The organism is Sporosarcina quadrami, from assembly GCF_014836615.1.
In the GTDB taxonomy this organism is placed as follows: Bacteria; Bacillota; Bacilli; order Bacillales_A; family Planococcaceae; genus Sporosarcina; species Sporosarcina quadrami.
Genome location: NZ_JACSQN010000016.1, coordinates 23124 through 39133 on the forward strand (window position 1 = coordinate 23124; position 16010 = coordinate 39133).

19 protein-coding genes are annotated in these 16010 nt (G+C 40.2%); 12 read left to right on the forward strand and 7 right to left on the reverse strand.

Annotated features, from left to right (window positions below; genetic code table 11):
- The first annotated feature begins 50 nt into the window (after window positions 1-50).
- The 3 genes from H9649_RS14870 to H9649_RS14880 all read left to right on the forward strand — a co-directional run bounded on the left by H9649_RS14870 (window position 51) and on the right by H9649_RS14880 (window position 3423).
- Window positions 51-1565 carry a coproporphyrinogen III oxidase gene (locus tag H9649_RS14870; protein WP_191695681.1) on the forward strand — a complete coding sequence of 505 codons (1515 nt, stop codon included), beginning with the start codon at window positions 51-53 and terminating at the stop codon, window positions 1563-1565.
- 115 nt (window positions 1566-1680) lie between these two features.
- Window positions 1681-2460, forward strand: coding sequence for an enoyl-CoA hydratase (locus H9649_RS14875; protein ID WP_191695682.1), 780 nt, complete (start codon window positions 1681-1683; stop codon window positions 2458-2460).
- 147 nt (window positions 2461-2607) lie between these two features.
- On the forward strand, window positions 2608-3423 hold the full coding sequence (locus H9649_RS14880) for an STAS domain-containing protein (RefSeq protein WP_191695683.1): 816 nt from the start codon (window positions 2608-2610) through the stop codon (window positions 3421-3423).
- Between the two features lie 24 nt (window positions 3424-3447).
- Here H9649_RS14880 and mgsA read toward each other — a convergent pair whose 3' ends face one another.
- Together mgsA and H9649_RS14890 are read right to left on the reverse strand one after the other, a co-directional pair.
- Complete coding sequence (gene mgsA / locus H9649_RS14885) at window positions 3448-3870, reverse strand: methylglyoxal synthase (protein WP_191695684.1); 423 nt, start codon at window positions 3868-3870, stop codon at window positions 3448-3450.
- 94 nt (window positions 3871-3964) lie between these two features.
- Window positions 3965-4150, reverse strand: coding sequence for a YhzD family protein (locus H9649_RS14890; RefSeq protein WP_191695720.1), 186 nt, complete (start codon window positions 4148-4150; stop codon window positions 3965-3967).
- A gap of 189 nt (window positions 4151-4339) precedes the next feature.
- On the opposite strand from H9649_RS14890, the gene H9649_RS14895 reads away from it, so the two are divergent.
- The 8 genes from H9649_RS14895 to yhaM all read left to right on the forward strand — a co-directional run bounded on the left by H9649_RS14895 (window position 4340) and on the right by yhaM (window position 12530).
- On the forward strand, window positions 4340-4516 hold the full coding sequence (locus tag H9649_RS14895; protein WP_404828772.1) for a helix-turn-helix transcriptional regulator: 177 nt from the start codon (window positions 4340-4342) through the stop codon (window positions 4514-4516).
- Window positions 4517-4519: 3 nt separating this feature from the next.
- Window positions 4520-4831: a DUF3796 domain-containing protein gene (locus H9649_RS14900; protein ID WP_191695685.1), complete on the forward strand. Its 312-nt coding sequence runs from the start codon at window positions 4520-4522 to the stop codon at window positions 4829-4831.
- Window positions 4832-4849: 18 nt separating this feature from the next.
- On the forward strand, window positions 4850-5152 hold the full coding sequence (locus H9649_RS14905) for a DUF3796 domain-containing protein (protein WP_191695686.1): 303 nt from the start codon (window positions 4850-4852) through the stop codon (window positions 5150-5152).
- A 62-nt stretch (window positions 5153-5214) separates the two neighbouring features.
- Window positions 5215-6114: an ABC transporter ATP-binding protein gene (locus H9649_RS14910; protein ID WP_191695687.1), complete on the forward strand. Its 900-nt coding sequence runs from the start codon at window positions 5215-5217 to the stop codon at window positions 6112-6114.
- Window positions 6107-7357, forward strand: a complete 1251-nt coding sequence (locus H9649_RS14915) for an ABC transporter permease (protein WP_191695688.1) — start codon at window positions 6107-6109, stop codon at window positions 7355-7357. Before H9649_RS14910 ends, H9649_RS14915 begins: the two co-directional genes overlap by 8 nt.
- Before the next feature lie 122 nt (window positions 7358-7479).
- On the forward strand, window positions 7480-8697 hold the full coding sequence (locus H9649_RS14920) for a metallophosphoesterase family protein (RefSeq protein ID WP_191695689.1): 1218 nt from the start codon (window positions 7480-7482) through the stop codon (window positions 8695-8697).
- A 9-nt stretch (window positions 8698-8706) separates the two neighbouring features.
- Window positions 8707-11595, forward strand: coding sequence for an ATP-binding protein (locus tag H9649_RS14925; RefSeq protein WP_191695690.1), 2889 nt, complete (start codon window positions 8707-8709; stop codon window positions 11593-11595).
- Entirely contained in the window at window positions 11592-12530 is a 939-nt protein-coding gene (yhaM, locus tag H9649_RS14930) for a 3'-5' exoribonuclease YhaM (protein WP_191695691.1), read from the forward strand. The genes H9649_RS14925 and yhaM overlap by 4 nt, the downstream gene beginning before the upstream one ends.
- Window positions 12531-12581: 51 nt before the next feature.
- On the opposite strand, the gene H9649_RS14935 is transcribed toward yhaM, so the two are convergent.
- Window positions 12582-13463: a peptidylprolyl isomerase gene (locus H9649_RS14935; RefSeq protein ID WP_191695692.1), complete on the reverse strand. Its 882-nt coding sequence runs from the start codon at window positions 13461-13463 to the stop codon at window positions 12582-12584.
- A 142-nt stretch (window positions 13464-13605) separates the two neighbouring features.
- Here H9649_RS14935 and H9649_RS14940 point away from each other — a divergent pair, with 142 nt between their 5' ends.
- Window positions 13606-13704: a YjcZ family sporulation protein gene (locus H9649_RS14940; RefSeq protein ID WP_191695693.1), complete on the forward strand. Its 99-nt coding sequence runs from the start codon at window positions 13606-13608 to the stop codon at window positions 13702-13704.
- Between the two features lie 56 nt (window positions 13705-13760).
- On the opposite strand, the gene H9649_RS17895 is transcribed toward H9649_RS14940, so the two are convergent.
- The 4 genes from H9649_RS17895 to H9649_RS14955 all read right to left on the reverse strand — a co-directional run bounded on the left by H9649_RS17895 (window position 13761) and on the right by H9649_RS14955 (window position 15967).
- Window positions 13761-13952 (reverse strand): hypothetical protein, encoded by a 192-nt coding sequence (locus tag H9649_RS17895; RefSeq protein ID WP_404828773.1) that lies wholly within the window; start codon window positions 13950-13952, stop codon window positions 13761-13763.
- A 53-nt stretch (window positions 13953-14005) separates the two neighbouring features.
- Complete coding sequence (locus tag H9649_RS14945) at window positions 14006-14599, reverse strand: HTH-type transcriptional regulator Hpr (RefSeq protein WP_191695694.1); 594 nt, start codon at window positions 14597-14599, stop codon at window positions 14006-14008.
- A 242-nt stretch (window positions 14600-14841) separates the two neighbouring features.
- The gene (locus H9649_RS14950) at window positions 14842-15204 is read right to left on the reverse strand and encodes a YtxH domain-containing protein (protein ID WP_191695695.1); all 363 of its coding nucleotides are present in this window, start codon (window positions 15202-15204) and stop codon (window positions 14842-14844) included.
- A 340-nt stretch (window positions 15205-15544) separates the two neighbouring features.
- Window positions 15545-15967: an HIT family protein gene (locus H9649_RS14955; RefSeq protein ID WP_191695696.1), complete on the reverse strand. Its 423-nt coding sequence runs from the start codon at window positions 15965-15967 to the stop codon at window positions 15545-15547.
- Window positions 15968-16010: the final 43 nt, after the last annotated feature.

Genomic DNA, 16010 nt, shown 5'->3' on the forward strand with positions numbered 1-16010 from the left:
TCCCCCTAGAAGTAATGTAGAAAAGTTATTAGATGAAAGTTGGAATGTCTATGCAAAAAATATATATCACTGGCCATTACGAACAAGACTGGATTCGTATGTTCACACATTTGGCCAATCTTTTCTTTGAACAATCCAAGCTCGTATCGGAAGATCAAGAGGATACACTCACGGTTAAAATGGATGTAAAAAAAGACTCGGGAAATGTGCTATCGGTACATGCTCAATTGCTACATGCCGATAACATATATCATTCATCTTTTAGTGAGCACGAAATGGCGGATAGCTCCGAAAAAGAGAAAAGCCGTCAACTGAAGAGGATTTATTCACATGTATTTCTTGATGTGCTAGAACAATTTACGCACACGAACCAGTCATGGGGTATCCTTACAGGTATTCGTCCTATGAAACTCTATCATAAGTATCGGCAACTTGGGCATGATTCTGAAGGGATAACTAAACTTTTAATGAAAAAACATCGTATTTCCAAGGAAAAGGCAAATTTATTAGGTACGATTGAACAAGTGCAGTTACAGGCAATACCTGATTTACATAACCTTCAAGATGAAGTAAGTATTTATATTGGTATACCATTTTGTCCGACAAAATGTGCTTATTGTACATTTCCCGCATATGCAATACATCGTAAAAACGGCAGAGTAGAATCCTTTTTGGATGGTCTTCATGAGGAAATTAAAGAGATTGGTGCTTGGCTAAAGAAACGCAATAAGAAAATCACGACAATCTATTTTGGTGGTGGAACTCCGACTTCCATAGAGGCTGAGGAAATGGATGCACTATATAAGACGATGTATGAGTCGTTTCCTCATATGAAAGAAGTGAGGGAAGTGACAGTGGAAGCTGGACGACCTGATACAATTACGCCAGAGAAAATAGAAGTGTTGAAAAAGTGGAATATTGACCGCATTAGTGTGAATCCGCAATCGTATACGGATGAAACATTAAAAGCGATCGGCAGACATCATTCCGTACAGGAGACGATTGACAAGTTTTGGCTCTCAAGAAATATGGGCATGAAAAATATTAACATGGATTTAATTATTGGATTGCCGAATGAAGGAATGGAAGAGTTTCAGCATTCCTTGGATGAAACGGAAAAAATGCAACCTGAATCGCTTACAATCCATACGCTTTCTTTTAAAACTGCTTCTGAGATGACTAGGAACAAGGACAAATACAAAGTGGCTGACAGAGAGATTGCCGAGCAAATGATGCACCTTGGAGAATGTTGGACTAAAGAAAATGGATATTTGCCTTATTATTTATATCGTCAGAAGAATATTTTAGGTAATCTTGAAAACGTGGGCTACGCAAAACCTGGGGAAGAAAGCATCTACAACATTATCATTATGGAAGAAGTACAGACGATCATTGGAATAGGTTGTGGTGCATCTAGTAAGTTCATGGACCCCGTCACTGGCAAGATCACCCAGTTCCAAAATCCTAAAGATCCGGCGGCATATATTCTTACGTTCCAGGACTACATCGACAAGAAGATTGAACATCTTGAGAGGATTTTTCCCGACACAATTGTAGTCGACTAACAATTTCACAACACACTTGCGCTATTTCTTTTGTTAGAAAAGAAGGAGTTCCCGATCTTTCATCGAATACGTATAGAAAGTGAATGTCTATTCATTATTGAAGGGATGGGATTGTATGTATTCAACAATTGAGATGACGAAAGAAGATCGGCTTGCCCGATTGACATTAAATAGACCGGACTCCATGAACGCGATGGATGATGTCATGATGAAAGAACTTGCGGATGCGTTTGAATCATTGAAAACGGATAAGGACGTGCAAGTGTTAATTATCCAAGGTGCTGGGCGGGCATTTTCAGCTGGCGGTGACATTAAAAAGATGATGGACCCTGAGTCACCTATGGATATCGGCGAGGTGATGGTCGATGTGTCAAGACTCGCAAAGGCATTATACGAGCTCCCGCAAATTACAATTGCGTCTATTCATGGAGCGGCTGCAGGGCTCGGTTTCAGTGTAGCGTTAGGGTGTGATATCATTCTTGCTGAAGAGAACAGTAAACTAGCTATGAACTTCATAGGAATTGGGCTAGTTCCTGATGGGGCAGGTCATTTCTTTTTGAAAGAGCGTATCGGTGTTCCATTAGCGAAACAGCTAATTTGGTCAGGTGATGTTTTAAACGGTAAACTCGCTAAAGACAAAGGACTTGTAGATGAACTCGTGCCCGATGGACAAGTTGCTCAAGCTTCTGACATGCTGGCACAGAAGTTTTTAAACGCTCCAATTGCCGCGATGTTAGCTTCAAAGAAGATATTGCATACACAAAAATTGAACGAACTGGAAGATGTGTTGCGCATGGAAAGCGAACAGCAAGTCGCTATGCGAAGAACAGAAGATCATCTAGAAGGAATCACGTCCTTCGTCCAGAAGCGCAAACCTACTTTTATCGGTAAATAAGTTAAGTTAAGTTAAGTTAAGTTAAGTTAAGCTGTCGACTGTCGAAGTGGACAGCTTTTTTTCTATGGGAAATTGTCGGTTTCAAGTTTGAACTGAATGCTAAACGGTAATACTAATATGAAAAACAAAAATCTAGGGGGGACTTAGATGCAGTATATTTATCAAGACAATCAAATTAATGAATTTTTGGATAGAAACAAACAGGATTTTGAAGATGAATTATTAAGTCAAGCAGAAACTGTTAAAAGTAAAATAGATGAAATCATGGAAATTGGTAATATAGATCTTATCAATAATGCGCATAGACTCGTTTATTATGTGTTAGAAGGCAAAGAAGAGGAATTGAAAGCTTTTGCTAAACAAGAAGGCATTATATGGGCTACCCACTCCTTAACGTTATCGTTTAAACTTGAATGGGTTCAAGCAATCCGACGCACGTTATGGATTTTCATTGAGCGTTATATTGAGGAGAAAGAGATAACGATAGAGTTTTTTAGTGTTGAAAAACATGTTAATAATTATATTGATTTATTCTTAAATGCTTTTTTCATCAACTATTCGACATACAAAGATTCTTTGCTTACAGCCCAACGTAAACTGGTAGAAAACCTTTCAGTTCCAATCATTCCAATTACGCCGACGACTTGTATACTTCCCATTATCGGTGCAATGGATTATTTCCGAGCTAAGATAATGGAAGAGAAAGTTCTGATGGAAATTAGTCGATTACATATTCAGACAATGTTAATGGATTTGTCCGGTATTGCAGAAATGGAAACCCAAGTAATCGATCAGCTCATTAGTATTATGGAAGGGGCTGAATTGATGGGATGTAAAACGATTATTACTGGCCTGCGTCCGGATGTCGTCAGGAATATGATGAGACTAGGTGTCAAATTCAATCCGCATACGAAAACGTTTGGTACATTGCAGCAAGCGTTGAGCGTTCATGTAATTAAATGAAGATACAAAAGGACCCAATTCGTTTTACGAATTGAGTCCTTTTGTTTTGTATTTGTCGGCTGTGTCGCGCCAGGAAAAATACCCTTTCTCGATGGCGAGGACAAGTAATTCTGCTGTAGCAATATTGGTGGCAAGTGGAATCCCGTAGACATCACAAAGTCGAAGCAATGCACTTACATCAGGTTCATGGGGTTGAGCGGTTAGAGGATCCCTGAAAAACAAAATAAGATCCAATTCACCGGTTGCTATCATCGAACCGATTTGCTGATCGCCGCCTAAAGGGCCTGACATCATGCGTGTTATCGATAAACCTGTTTCGTCCATGATTCGTTGTCCGGTAGTCCCTGTGGCGAAAAGGTTGTACTTCGTAAAAATATGTTTATAAGCAATCGCGAAATTGACTAAGTCATCTTTTTTCTTATCGTGCGCAATGAGTGCGATATTCAATAGGGCACCTCCGTAGGGTATGTAACTGTCAGCTATAGTTTAACACTATGGTTGTAAACAGCCAAATTAATATGCGCTCTTATCGTAACTTCTGTCAAATATGGAATAGCAGTAGCTTTCCAGCAGGTGAAGCGAGTCTATGTGTCTGTTCAAGAAGGTTCTGTTCTTCAAGCATTGCATGGCCTTTTTCCTTTGCGGCATCGTCTGTTTCCGCAGTGAATGTTTCTTCAGTGATCAATTTCCCCGTTTTTTCATAAGCAGTCAGTTTGTATGTTCTCATCATTTTCATCCTCCTAGTCTTTTTATTAGTATACTATGAATTCCAAATGAATGAATAACAATTCATTTATATCTTTTTTAAAATAATGTCAAGTTTCCTTGACAATGAACATATAGTAAAGTAACCTTTACGTAAAGCGACCTTTACAATGAAAGGGGGAGCATTTAACTGAACAACTCGATTAAGGAAATGCGGACTGCCATGGGATTGACGCAAGATGATCTGGCGGAAAAGTTGGAAGTGTCCAGACAGACAATCATCTCATTGGAAAAGGGAAGATATAATCCATCGTTACTATTGGCATTCAAGATCGCGAAACTTTTCAAGCGCCGAATTGAGGATATCTTTCAACCGGAGGAGGAATAAAGGATGTATGAAGGGTTTGATATTTGGTCGTTTTTAGTAGGACTACCCCTTGGACTTACCATATGGGCAGTAATGTATTACTTCGTTTGGAAAAAAGGAAAGAAAGAACGCATCTTTGACGAACGTTATCAAAATATCCATAGACATGCCAGATCGATTTCTTGGAAAGTGATGACGGGTGCTTTATTGATCGCCTGGATCATTGTCATGATTGTGGAAGGACCTAGGTTAGCCTTCTTTATCATTACAGCATTATGGATTATCCACATGATTTCTTGGGGGATAGGTGCTTTCATTGTAAATGAAAAATATTAACTCGAGAGGAGTGGGGCAATGCTGCCTACGTTAGAAAGTATAGCTGGATTCATTACAGGTGCTGGAATCGTATTGCTACTGGCCTTTATCTATTTCAAAAAAGGGAATAAGCAACGGAAGTTCGATGAACGATACGAGCAAGTGAATGCAAAAGCGATAAAGTTTTCATGGATATCAACACTCATTGTCCTGCTTTTCATGTGGCTTGGCGTATTGATATATGAAGGGGCAAAACTTGCATTTCTTCTGTCGGTTTCTGCCTATGGTGTATTACTGATCACTTTTGGTGTAGCGCATTTCGTTTATAATAGACGACTATAATGAAACGATTAGATGGATTATTCGTAAAAGAAGGTCAGTAGATTTAGAAAAGGGGAGTTTATATGGCTTTACAACTCGAACACGTAACGAAAAGATTTGGGGAATTCACTGCTGTTGACGATTTGACACTTACACTAGAGGAAGGCATGATGTATGGTTTCCTAGGTGCAAATGGAGCAGGCAAGACGACGACATTCCGGATGATTTTAGGACTATTGAATGCAAATGAAGGGCGAATTACCTGGAACGGTAAAAAGATATCCTATTCGACAAGTCCTGAAATCGGCTATTTGCCTGAAGAACGTGGCCTGTATCCGAAAATGAAAGTGGAAGAGCAACTCGTATTTTTGGGGGAATTGAGAGGCATGAACAAGGCGGATGCGAAGAACTCTATCAGCTACTGGCTTGATCGTTTTGAAGTGCCACAATATACGTCCAAGAAAGTTGAAGAACTATCCAAAGGAAATCAGCAAAAAATACAAGTAATTGCTGCGTTAATGCATGATCCGAAACTGCTCATCCTCGACGAACCGTTTTCCGGACTCGATCCGGTCAACGTCGAGATGTTGAAGAAAGCGATTCTGGATTTCCGGAATAAGGGGGCGACGATCCTATTTTCGAGTCACCGTATGGACCATGTGGAAGAACTGTGTGAACAACTGAGCATCATGCATCATGGCAAGCAGATTGTGAGTGGTTCACTTAGAGAAGTGAAGAGGTCTTTTGGCAGGCAGAATGTTCGTATCCGCTCTGATTACGAACTTTCCGCACTTGATCATATTTCTGGAGTGCTTAATGCACACCATTCTGTGGAAGGTGCCGTATTCCAGATCGAAGATGAGGCAGTTGCCGCCCGTTTGTTGAATGGTGCATTGGAAATGGGCCCAATCCGTCATTTCGAGATTGAAGAGCCTTCACTGCAGGATATCTTCATTGCAAAGGTGGGGAAAGAACATGCGTGAATTTGGAATCATTTTCAAACAGGCATTTCTGTCGAAAGCGAAAACGAAGTCATTTGTCATTACAACTGCGATAATGATTGCCGCAATTTTCCTTTTTGCGAACATATCTAAAATCATCGATACTGTACAAACGTTAACGGGAAGTGGAGATAGCGAGCAAGTTCTCTATGTCAAAGATGATAGCGGTGAGCTGGTAGACCGGTTATCCGCACAATTAAGTGATGTGAAAGTGGAGTTGACTAATGAACCGAAGGAAACGATTCTCGACAAAGTGAAAAGCGAAGAAATCGACTCACTGTTGACAGTGTCAGTCAATCAGCAAGGAATCATTAATGCTGAATATACAACAATGAGTTTGATGGACTTTGCAATACCTATGCAAATCCAAGAGGCTTTACAGTCCATTCAGACAGAGATGAAGGCGGATGAGCTGTCATTGACCGGTGAACAGGTCCAGACGCTGTTCACACCTATCGAATTCGAGCAGACAAATGTTTCACCTTCAGCGAAATCGGAAGACGAATTGAACCAGGCGCGCGTGCTCGTCTATGTATTAATGTTTGTCATTTATCTTTCCGTTATCATGTATTCAAGTATGATCGCGATGGATGTCGCGAACGAGAAATCTTCAAGAGTCATGGAAATTCTCATTTCAAGTGTTTCACCAGTAAAGCATATGTTTGCCAAAGTGCTGGGCATCGGTTTACTTGGAATTGTACAAATTGTAATTTACGGACTGGCAGGATTTATCGCATTAAAAACATCTGCAACAGAAGTTCCGGGAGGGTTTTCAGACTTCTTCAGCTTCTCTGATCTTAATATCGGTACACTAATATATGCGGCAGTGTTTTTCTTGCTCGGTTATTTCCTATATGCGACACTTGCAGCATTACTCGGCTCACTCGTCAGTCGTGCAGAAGACGTCCAACAGATGATTATGCCGATGACGTTGCTAATTGTTGCCGCATTCATCATCGCAGCGACAGGACTTGGGAATCCGGAAATCGGTTATTTGCAATATGCATCGTACTTCCCGTTCTTTGCACCGCTCGTCATGTTTTTACGGGTTGGCATGCTCGACCTTCCGATGTGGGAACCGTTGTTGTCCATCGCTATTATGCTTGTGACGATTTTTGTTCTCGGCTGGTTTGGCGCCCGTGTCTATAAAGGCGGTGTTCTTATGTACGGACCATCACGCTCGTTAAAAGATATTAAAAAAGCCATTCAATTAGGAAAAGAATAATGGAAATCGCTGCGCTGCCAATCAAACGGCTTGTGCGGCGGTTTCTTTTTTGTTTCGTAATTTTATATACATTATGGTAAAATTAGAACAAATATTCGTTTCCTGGAATGGAGGGGATTTCTTTGTCAACAATTCGTTTTATCCATACAGCTGATTTGCATCTCGATAGTCCTTTTAAAGGAATGACAGGGCTCACTTCGGGAAGACTAGATGATCTTAGAAACAGTACATTTAATGCTTTCGATCGATTGATTGCATATGCGCTACAGTCGCGTCCTGATTTTATGCTAATCGTAGGTGACATATATGACGGGGAAGACAGAAGTCTTCGTGCGCAGCTGAAGTTCCAGAAAGCGATGGAGCGGCTACATGAAGCAGACATTCCGGTTGTCATTACGTATGGGAATCATGATCATTTGAGCGGAAGTTGGACACGTTTCGAGTTACCGACTAATGTGCATGAATTTACGGAAGAAGTCGGGGAAGTGACGTTGTCGATAAGAGGGCAGGAAGTTGTGCTCCATGGCTTTAGTTACCCACAACGACATGTACGTCATGAGATGATTAGCCGATATCCTAAAGCGATAAATCAAGAACAAATTCATATTGGTCTTCTTCATGGTAGTAAGGCGGGTGACGCGTCACATGCGGTTTATTCGCCATTCACGATAAGTGAACTTCAATCCAAACACTATGACTATTGGGCACTCGGTCATATTCATGAGCGTCAGCATTTGTCAGAATCGCCACCCATCATTTATCCCGGCAATATTCAAGGCCGCCATAAAAATGAACAAGGAGAAAAAGGCTTTTATGAAGTTGAGCTCTCGAAGTCCAATGTGTTGCTTACGTTCATACCTACGTCTGTTATTCGATTTGCTTCGTTGCCAGTTACAATTTCAACAGTCCATCATGCCAATGTCCTAGTAGATAGATGTGTAGAAGCGATTGAGGCGTTCATCACAGAAAACGGACCTGCCATCATTGAATTGGAGCTTAACTTGGATGAGGAGTCTTCTGCCCTTTATGAAGAAGTGAGCGATGCCATCTGGCTTGAAGCTATTCGTGAACTGTTGGAAGATGAGGAACAATTTGTCTGGATTCAAGATTTAAAAAGCAAGGGTACTAAAAGTCGAGTTACCACAAATAACATTCTGATTGACGCAGTCACAAATGAGATGGACAGTTGGTCAACAGAAGAGTGGACGGATGTATTAAGTGATTTATATATGCATGTTCGCTCTTCCCGTTATATAGACAATCAGTCAAAAGACCATTTGCGTAATTTGAAAGAAGACGCGAACAAACTTCTGTTACTAGAAATAGCTTCTGTGAAATGAGGTTGGCAAATGAAGATTACAAGACTCGACATCTACGGATTTGGCAAGCATGAAAATAAAATAATCGAGTTCGGTGAAAACGTCAATGTCGTATTCGGTCAAAATGAAGCAGGAAAGACGACCATCCAGCAATTCATACTTCAAATCCTATTCGGTTTCCCACAAAAAAACAGCACACTATTGCGCTATGAACCTAAATCAGGAGGGAAATACGGTGGACGGATCCATATTAATGATTGCGTATATGGCGAATGCATAATTGAGCGTGTCCGTGGGAAATCAGCCGGGGAAGTGACTGTCTACTTCAATGATGGAACACAAGGGGGAGAAGAAGAGCTAAGTGATCTCATCAGACACTATGACCGAACTTCGTTTGAATCGGTCTTTTCATTCTCTGTACTTCAATTACAAGGTTTTGAACGTATGGATGAAAATGAGTTAAGTCGTACACTTCTTGCTTCCGGAACGACAGGTGTCGATACTCTTTTGCAAGTGGAGAAGAAAATGGAGAAGGAAGCAGGGGATCTGTTCAAGAAAACGGGTAGAGTTCCTGCAATGAATGTATTGTTACAGCAGTTAAAAGAGATGGAGGACGATCTGAAAAAGGAACAGCATCGGCTTGCTGACTATGCTCCGAAAATGAAACGGATTGATGAAATTGAGCAGCGATTGGCTCGTTTAAAAAAACATTATGATGAGAGAAAAGATGAAAATCAGAATCTGTCATTACAATTGCAATCTCTTCCGTTAACTTTACGCAAAAAAACACTCCTGGATAATTTGACGATAGTTAAAAACGAACATTTTCCCTCTGATGGGATTAGACGGTACGAAACGGTCCGTAGTAAATGGACGGAAACGGACGTAAGATTACGTGGAGTGGACGAAGAAATCGTGTTCATGCGTGAACGTCTTGAACAAGCTCTTGATTTGACAACGCTTGCTGAAATGCAACGGTTGTTAGCTTTGGAACCTGAATGGCACAAGTGGCATGCAGATTTGAAAGCTGTCCGTGACAACATGGAACAACTCCACGCTAAGAAAATGCGGTTGCTTGACAGGTTAGGAGTTAAAGAGACAGATCGAATAGTAACAGCCGACGTTTCCATCCATAAAGAAGAGCAGCTTTACGAAGGGACTCAAAAGATCGCTGAACTGGACAGACAGCTTGAGTATGTCGATCGTCAACTCATAGCCCTTGAACAAGAACAACAAGGTTTGCAATCCGAGCACAATGATCTTCAACAAACCGCGCCTTCTGAAGCAAATCAGAAGCGGGTTGAACAATGGCCGGAAATGCGTGGGAAACTCGCAGAGGCACGTGCATATGTTGCGATGAGACAACAAGATAGCACAGACGGAAATAGGATGATCATGTTGTTGCTTATGATAGCTGCGATTGCCTCAGCTGTAGTAGGTTTCATAGAAAAACAATGGTTTGGAATTTTTGTCGGTTTGCTTATTGCGCTGGGAGCCGTGCTAATGATCGTCGGAAAACGCCGTCAATCGCCGGACGATAAGAGAAAAAAAATGATGCAAATCATTGAAAATGTTGGCGGACAAGAGGGTCAGATGGAACAACTTGTTGAGGAAGTAAATGACTTTAAATCTTCTCAACTTCGTCTGGAACAATTAATTGCGTCCAATGAACGAAAAATGACCCAGCTTGGCAGTGAATATGAAGCGTTTTCTCGTGAAAGAGAAGCGTTGGAAAATAACTTACTCCACTTCTTCATTTCGTATGGACTTGATAAAATACCGAATGCTGGTATTTTGCATGAGTTTTTCAGCATGGCTCGCTCGGTGCAAGAAGCAGAGCGAGAAATTATGCAAGCAATGAAGAAACAGGACATATTGACGAACGACATTTCAGAAAGAACAGCTGAGCTCAAAGCGCGTGTTACAAGTGAAATTGCGGTAGATCAGTTATATGAAGAATTGAGAAAGACGTATGTGGAATTACGAACAGCTGAGCAAGAAAACGAAAGACTGTCTAATCGATTAGATGAGTTAAAGAAAGAAAAGAGCCATTTACATGAGCTTACTGTTGCCTATAAGAAGCAAGTGGATGAACTGTTTAATGAAGCACGTGTTGCAAACGAGAACGAATTTTACGATGCTCAACGAAACTTTGAAAAGACGCAAGCATTGACACAACAATTACTCGATGTCGAATCACAACTAGCACACTTCGGTAATTTGAAAGTACGTTCTGATGTTCCTGAGCAAGTACTTAAGAGCGATTTGGCCGCAACACAAGAGCAGATGAACGAACTGGAGCACGAGTTGGAACAGTTGATAGATGAAAAAGCGACATTAAAAGCGGAGACAGATAAATTACTGTCAGACGATACGTATCAATCAAAACAACAATTCTTTGAGATGAAGAAAGCTGAATTTAATGAGATGGCCCATCAATGGTCAATCCGTCAAGCGATTGTTCAGGCGATAAAGGGTATGATGAAAGAGTTGAAAGATACAAAGTTACCAGAAGTGCTTGTACAAGCGGAAAATTTGTTTGCGACATTAACAGATGGTTTGTATACAGCAATGGAAATAACGGAGACCGGCTTATTCCGTGCAGTAGCAAGTGATGGCACTCGATATCCGATCATTGAGCTGAGCCAGGCCACAAAAGAGCAGGCGTATATTTCATTGCGGCTTTCACTCGCTATGGCGATGGAAAGCACAGCGCCATTCCCGATTTTAATGGATGACCCATTTGTTCACTTTGATAAGGAGCGTCTGTCAAGAATGATAAGCATCGTAAATCAATTAAGTGAAAAACATCAGTTCATCTACACGACTTGCCATGATAAGATAAAGGAAGAGTGGACAACTGCTACGATTATTAACGTTTCTGAAATTGGAAACGACAAGGGGGCAATCGCTACATGAAGAAGTTAATGGACTATCAAGTCGGAGAGCCGATTGAACTGTTTTTATTTATTAAACAATCGACAAAAGGAATTACTCAACAAGGGAGTCCGTTCATGTCACTAGTCCTACAAGACAAGAGCGGTGATATTGAAGCGAAGCTATGGGACACAGGTGAAGAGCATGAAAAGTTGTATGCCGCTGCGACAATTGTTAAGGTCGGTGGGGAACTGCATGAATACCGTGGCAAGAACCAACTGCGCATTAAAAGCATTCGTCCTGCCAAAGAAGATGAAGGAATTACAATTTCAGATTTGGTCCCTTCTGCTGCGAAGAGCAAAGAAGTTCTTTACGAAGAGTTACTGCAATATTTCTTTGAGATGAAAAACCCACATATTCAGCGGATTACTCGTCATTTATTAAAAAAGCACCAAGCCGCATTTCTCGTTTATCCGGCGGCTACGCGTAATCACCATGACTATGTATCCGGTTTGATCGATCACGTCGTTTCTATGTTGAAACTCGGAAAAGCAATTGCGGAATTGTATCCTACTCTAAACAAAGACCTATTATATGCGGGCATCATATTGCATGATGTCGGAAAAGTCATCGAGCTATCGGGTCCTGTTGGGACACAATATACGATTGAAGGCAATCTGCTTGGCCATATTACAATTATGGTGAATGAAATATCAAAAGCAGCAGATGAACTGGAAATTAGCGGGGAAGAAGTGATGTTGCTTCAACATATGGTGCTTTCCCATCACGGAAAAGAAGAGTGGGGAAGTCCGAAACGACCGATGCTCATGGAAGCGGAAGTTCTTCATTACATCGATAATATCGATGCGAAAATGAATATGCTAGACCGCGCCTTATCTAAAACGGCGAACGGCGAGTTTACAGAAAGAATCTTCCCTCTCGAAAATCGTTCGTTTTACAAACCTGATCTGGAATAGGAAAAAGCTGCAGAACGACGGAGCTAACCGTCTTCTGCAGCTTTTTGTCTGTTATTTTTTTGCGTCTTTTTCTTCAGATGCTGGTAAATATAAATCTAACACATGTTTGAATTCATCGGCTTTAATATCGATATCCGCTTTCTTGATCAAATCTTGAAGTTTCTCTTCAAATTGAACTTTTTTCAAACCTTCTTCGATTTCTGTCTTCAGTTCATCTTCTGTCTTATCAGTTTCCGCTTTACGTGTATCAAGCAACTCGATAATATGGTAGCCGTAGCTTGTTTTGACAGGCTCGCTCAACTCGCCTTTTTTAAGTGTGTAAGCCGCATCTTCGAATTCATGAAGCATTTTCCCTGGACCGAACCAGCCTAAATCTCCACCAGTATCCTGAGCGACAGGCTCAGTGGAATATTCTTTTGCCAACGCTTCAAAATCTCCACCGTCTTCAATCTTCTTTTTCACTTCATTAGCCGTTTTTTCGTCTGCTACAACGATATGACGCGCGTGTACTTCTGTTTTTGCACGTTCAAGACCTGTTGCAATATCTTCATCTGAAACTTTTAATGACTCGACAAGTTTCTTTTGAAGCATCTGTGATTTTACGTTTTTATCGAAGAACGCTTCAGTAATGCCTTGCTGTTGCAAGTACATGTCGAAGTTCTCTCCTAATCCTTCTTTTTGTTTCTTAACTTCTTCTTCAACTTCTTTGTCTGTTAATTTATATTCATTTTCTAAAGCTTTTTGAAGAAGTAGGTTTTCCATCACTTGTGAACCAAGTGCATCTTTCATTTCCGTATATAGATCGTCTTTAGTGATATTGCCTGCTGTTGTTGTAGCGATGACCTCGTCATCAGCTGCTTTCTGATCGTTACTGCATGCACCAAGCGCTAAAACGGATGCCGCTAAGCTCATGGCCAGGACTGTTTTTTTCATAATAGATCTCTCCTAACTGTTATGTGCAACATGTGACACTATACCATAAAAACGTTTCGTTGACAAAAAGGTTCCTTCTTTCAAAGAGCCTAAAACACTTTCAAGAAATTGCATACATTACAAAGAGAGAGGAGGTGCTCCTATGAGTGGATACAGCCACGGGCAAGGTTCTTCTGGATTCGCGTTGATTGTTGTTTTGTTCATACTATTGATCATCGTCGGAGCTGCATACCTGTACTAAAATGAAAAAAGTCCGGTGCCCTTATGAAGGGTGCCGGACTTTTCCTATTGTCTTTGTTAAACTTTCAATAGCACTTCTAAATACAATGACAAAATCAAAATAGTTACAAGTATATTTACTGTTCGGTATATTTTAGGTTGCTTCTCTTCGGGGATTTCGCGTGATTGACAGAGCGCAAATGTCATTTTATTTATCTGAAACAGATAAAACAATGAAAATACGATGGTGACAATAAGGATCAAATCCATTCCTCCTCTTTAAAGCTTACGCATATTATATCAAACTACATACCGAAATGACATTATTTCTCTTCGGCCGTTTGAAGCTCAAATGTTTTACTGGTATTTGATGGTTGGAGTTCACCATTATGCTCATCAAATGATTTATCTATACTTTGAAAGCCCCGTTCGAAAATTTCCATGAAATCTTCGCCATATATATTCCGTATGACGGACATCACTTCAAGGAACTCAGGAAACTTTCCATATATACCTTTGATCGGGAGAGAACCTTCCAAAATTCCATGACTCGAATCATAATAGTTTTCATTCATATCCTCTAATAGTAATTGGCCTTCTTCTGTCACGGAGACATATGTATTGCGACGATCATCTTCTTTTTTAAAGAAGTTCAAATAACCACGTTCCTCAAGCTTTTTGGAAAAGTTGAAAGCAGTGGATACATGCATCACGCCAAATTTTGCAACGTCTGATATAGTTGCACCTTTCAAGTGATAGGCAATCCATAAAATATGGTGCTCATTAATATTGAGGTCATAAGGTTTAATCCATTGCTGCCAATCCTTTTCAACGGCTTTCCAAAGTGCTTTAGACATTTGTGCAAGTCGTTGGCTATAAATCATTGCCTCTTTGTGGGAGAACTTTTCTTCAGTCATAGTGTACCTCCAAAAATCAAATAGTTAGTATTCTTTTAATTATAGCAGAAAAATTTAAAATAAAAAAGTTCGAATTGCAAAAATATTATTTTCATAGAATAAGTAACTTGTAACTAGCTGGACTCTACAGTTTAAAAGTAAGGCTGTATTTCAGGAAAAGCTTTTTGTGCACATTTACTATGCTAAATCAAAAAAAAGACGGAGGATATAATTATCCTCCGCTTAGTAATAAACGTGTTATTTTACTTCTGTTGATTTGCAATTGACTGTTCAAGTTCTAGAAGTGAGTTTTGAATTGCGGAAATTTCTTTTTCAAGACGTTCCTTGTTCTTTTCAGTAGAAATCTTCCATTGCTCAATAGAGCCTTTAACGTCTGAAATGGCTTCAGGAACAATTTCTTTTGCTTCTTTTGACATATTTGTAATAGAATCTGTTAGCTCAGATAACTTTCCTTTAACATCGTTAAGTTTATGCAACATGTCAGTTGAAGCGGTTTTAACAGATGAGCGGATTTCGCGCCCTGATTGAGGAGTTGAAAAAAGGACTGTAACTGCTGCAGTAACTGATCCTGTTATAAGTCCTAAAACAAAGTTTGTTGTTTTCATAGAGGACACTTCCTTTCATTTTGAATAGTATTCCTTAACCTAGTTTAATTAAAACATGACTATCGATTCTGGGCAAATGAAAAAACGCTTCACTCAACTGGAGTAAAGCGTTCAGACTGTAGACAAAAGGGTTGGAAATCTATGATTTCCAATCCTTTTGCTTAAATATTTACATGTTAACTGTCAGCAGGCTGAAATAACGTTTTGTCAGTCTAACGTTTTTGAGCCAAATTCGTAAAATAAAACAAAAGGGATTGAAATCTAATGGATTTCAATCCCTTTTGTAGTGAAGCGGTGTAAAACGTATAAGCACATGAATAGAAAAGTGTTTATCTTCTTTTTATTGCAATGTAGCACGGATTCGATCGGCAATTTCCTTAATACGTTCTTTCGGGTACTCATCCACTTTAGGATTCCAATCCGATCTGAAGCCGTCGGTCTCATCGTAGCGTGGGATGAAATGCATATGGAAATGGAACACTGCCTGACCAGCGGGAGCTCCATTATTTTGCAATAAATTCATGCCAGCTGGGGTAAACGTTTCTTTTAATAAATTTGCAAGTTTCGGAGCAACGGAAAATAGATTGCTTGCTTCCTCTTCCGTCATTTCATACAAGTTTTCCCGATGGTTTTTCGGAATTAGCAATACATGTCCTTCAGTAACAGGCATAACATCCATAAATGCGACAACGTGCTCATCTTCATAAATTTTTTCACTCGGAATCGTGCCTTCTGCAATTTGACAAAAGATACATGATGTCATTAAAATCATCCTTTCCAGTTGTATATCCCCATAAAAGAAGAGA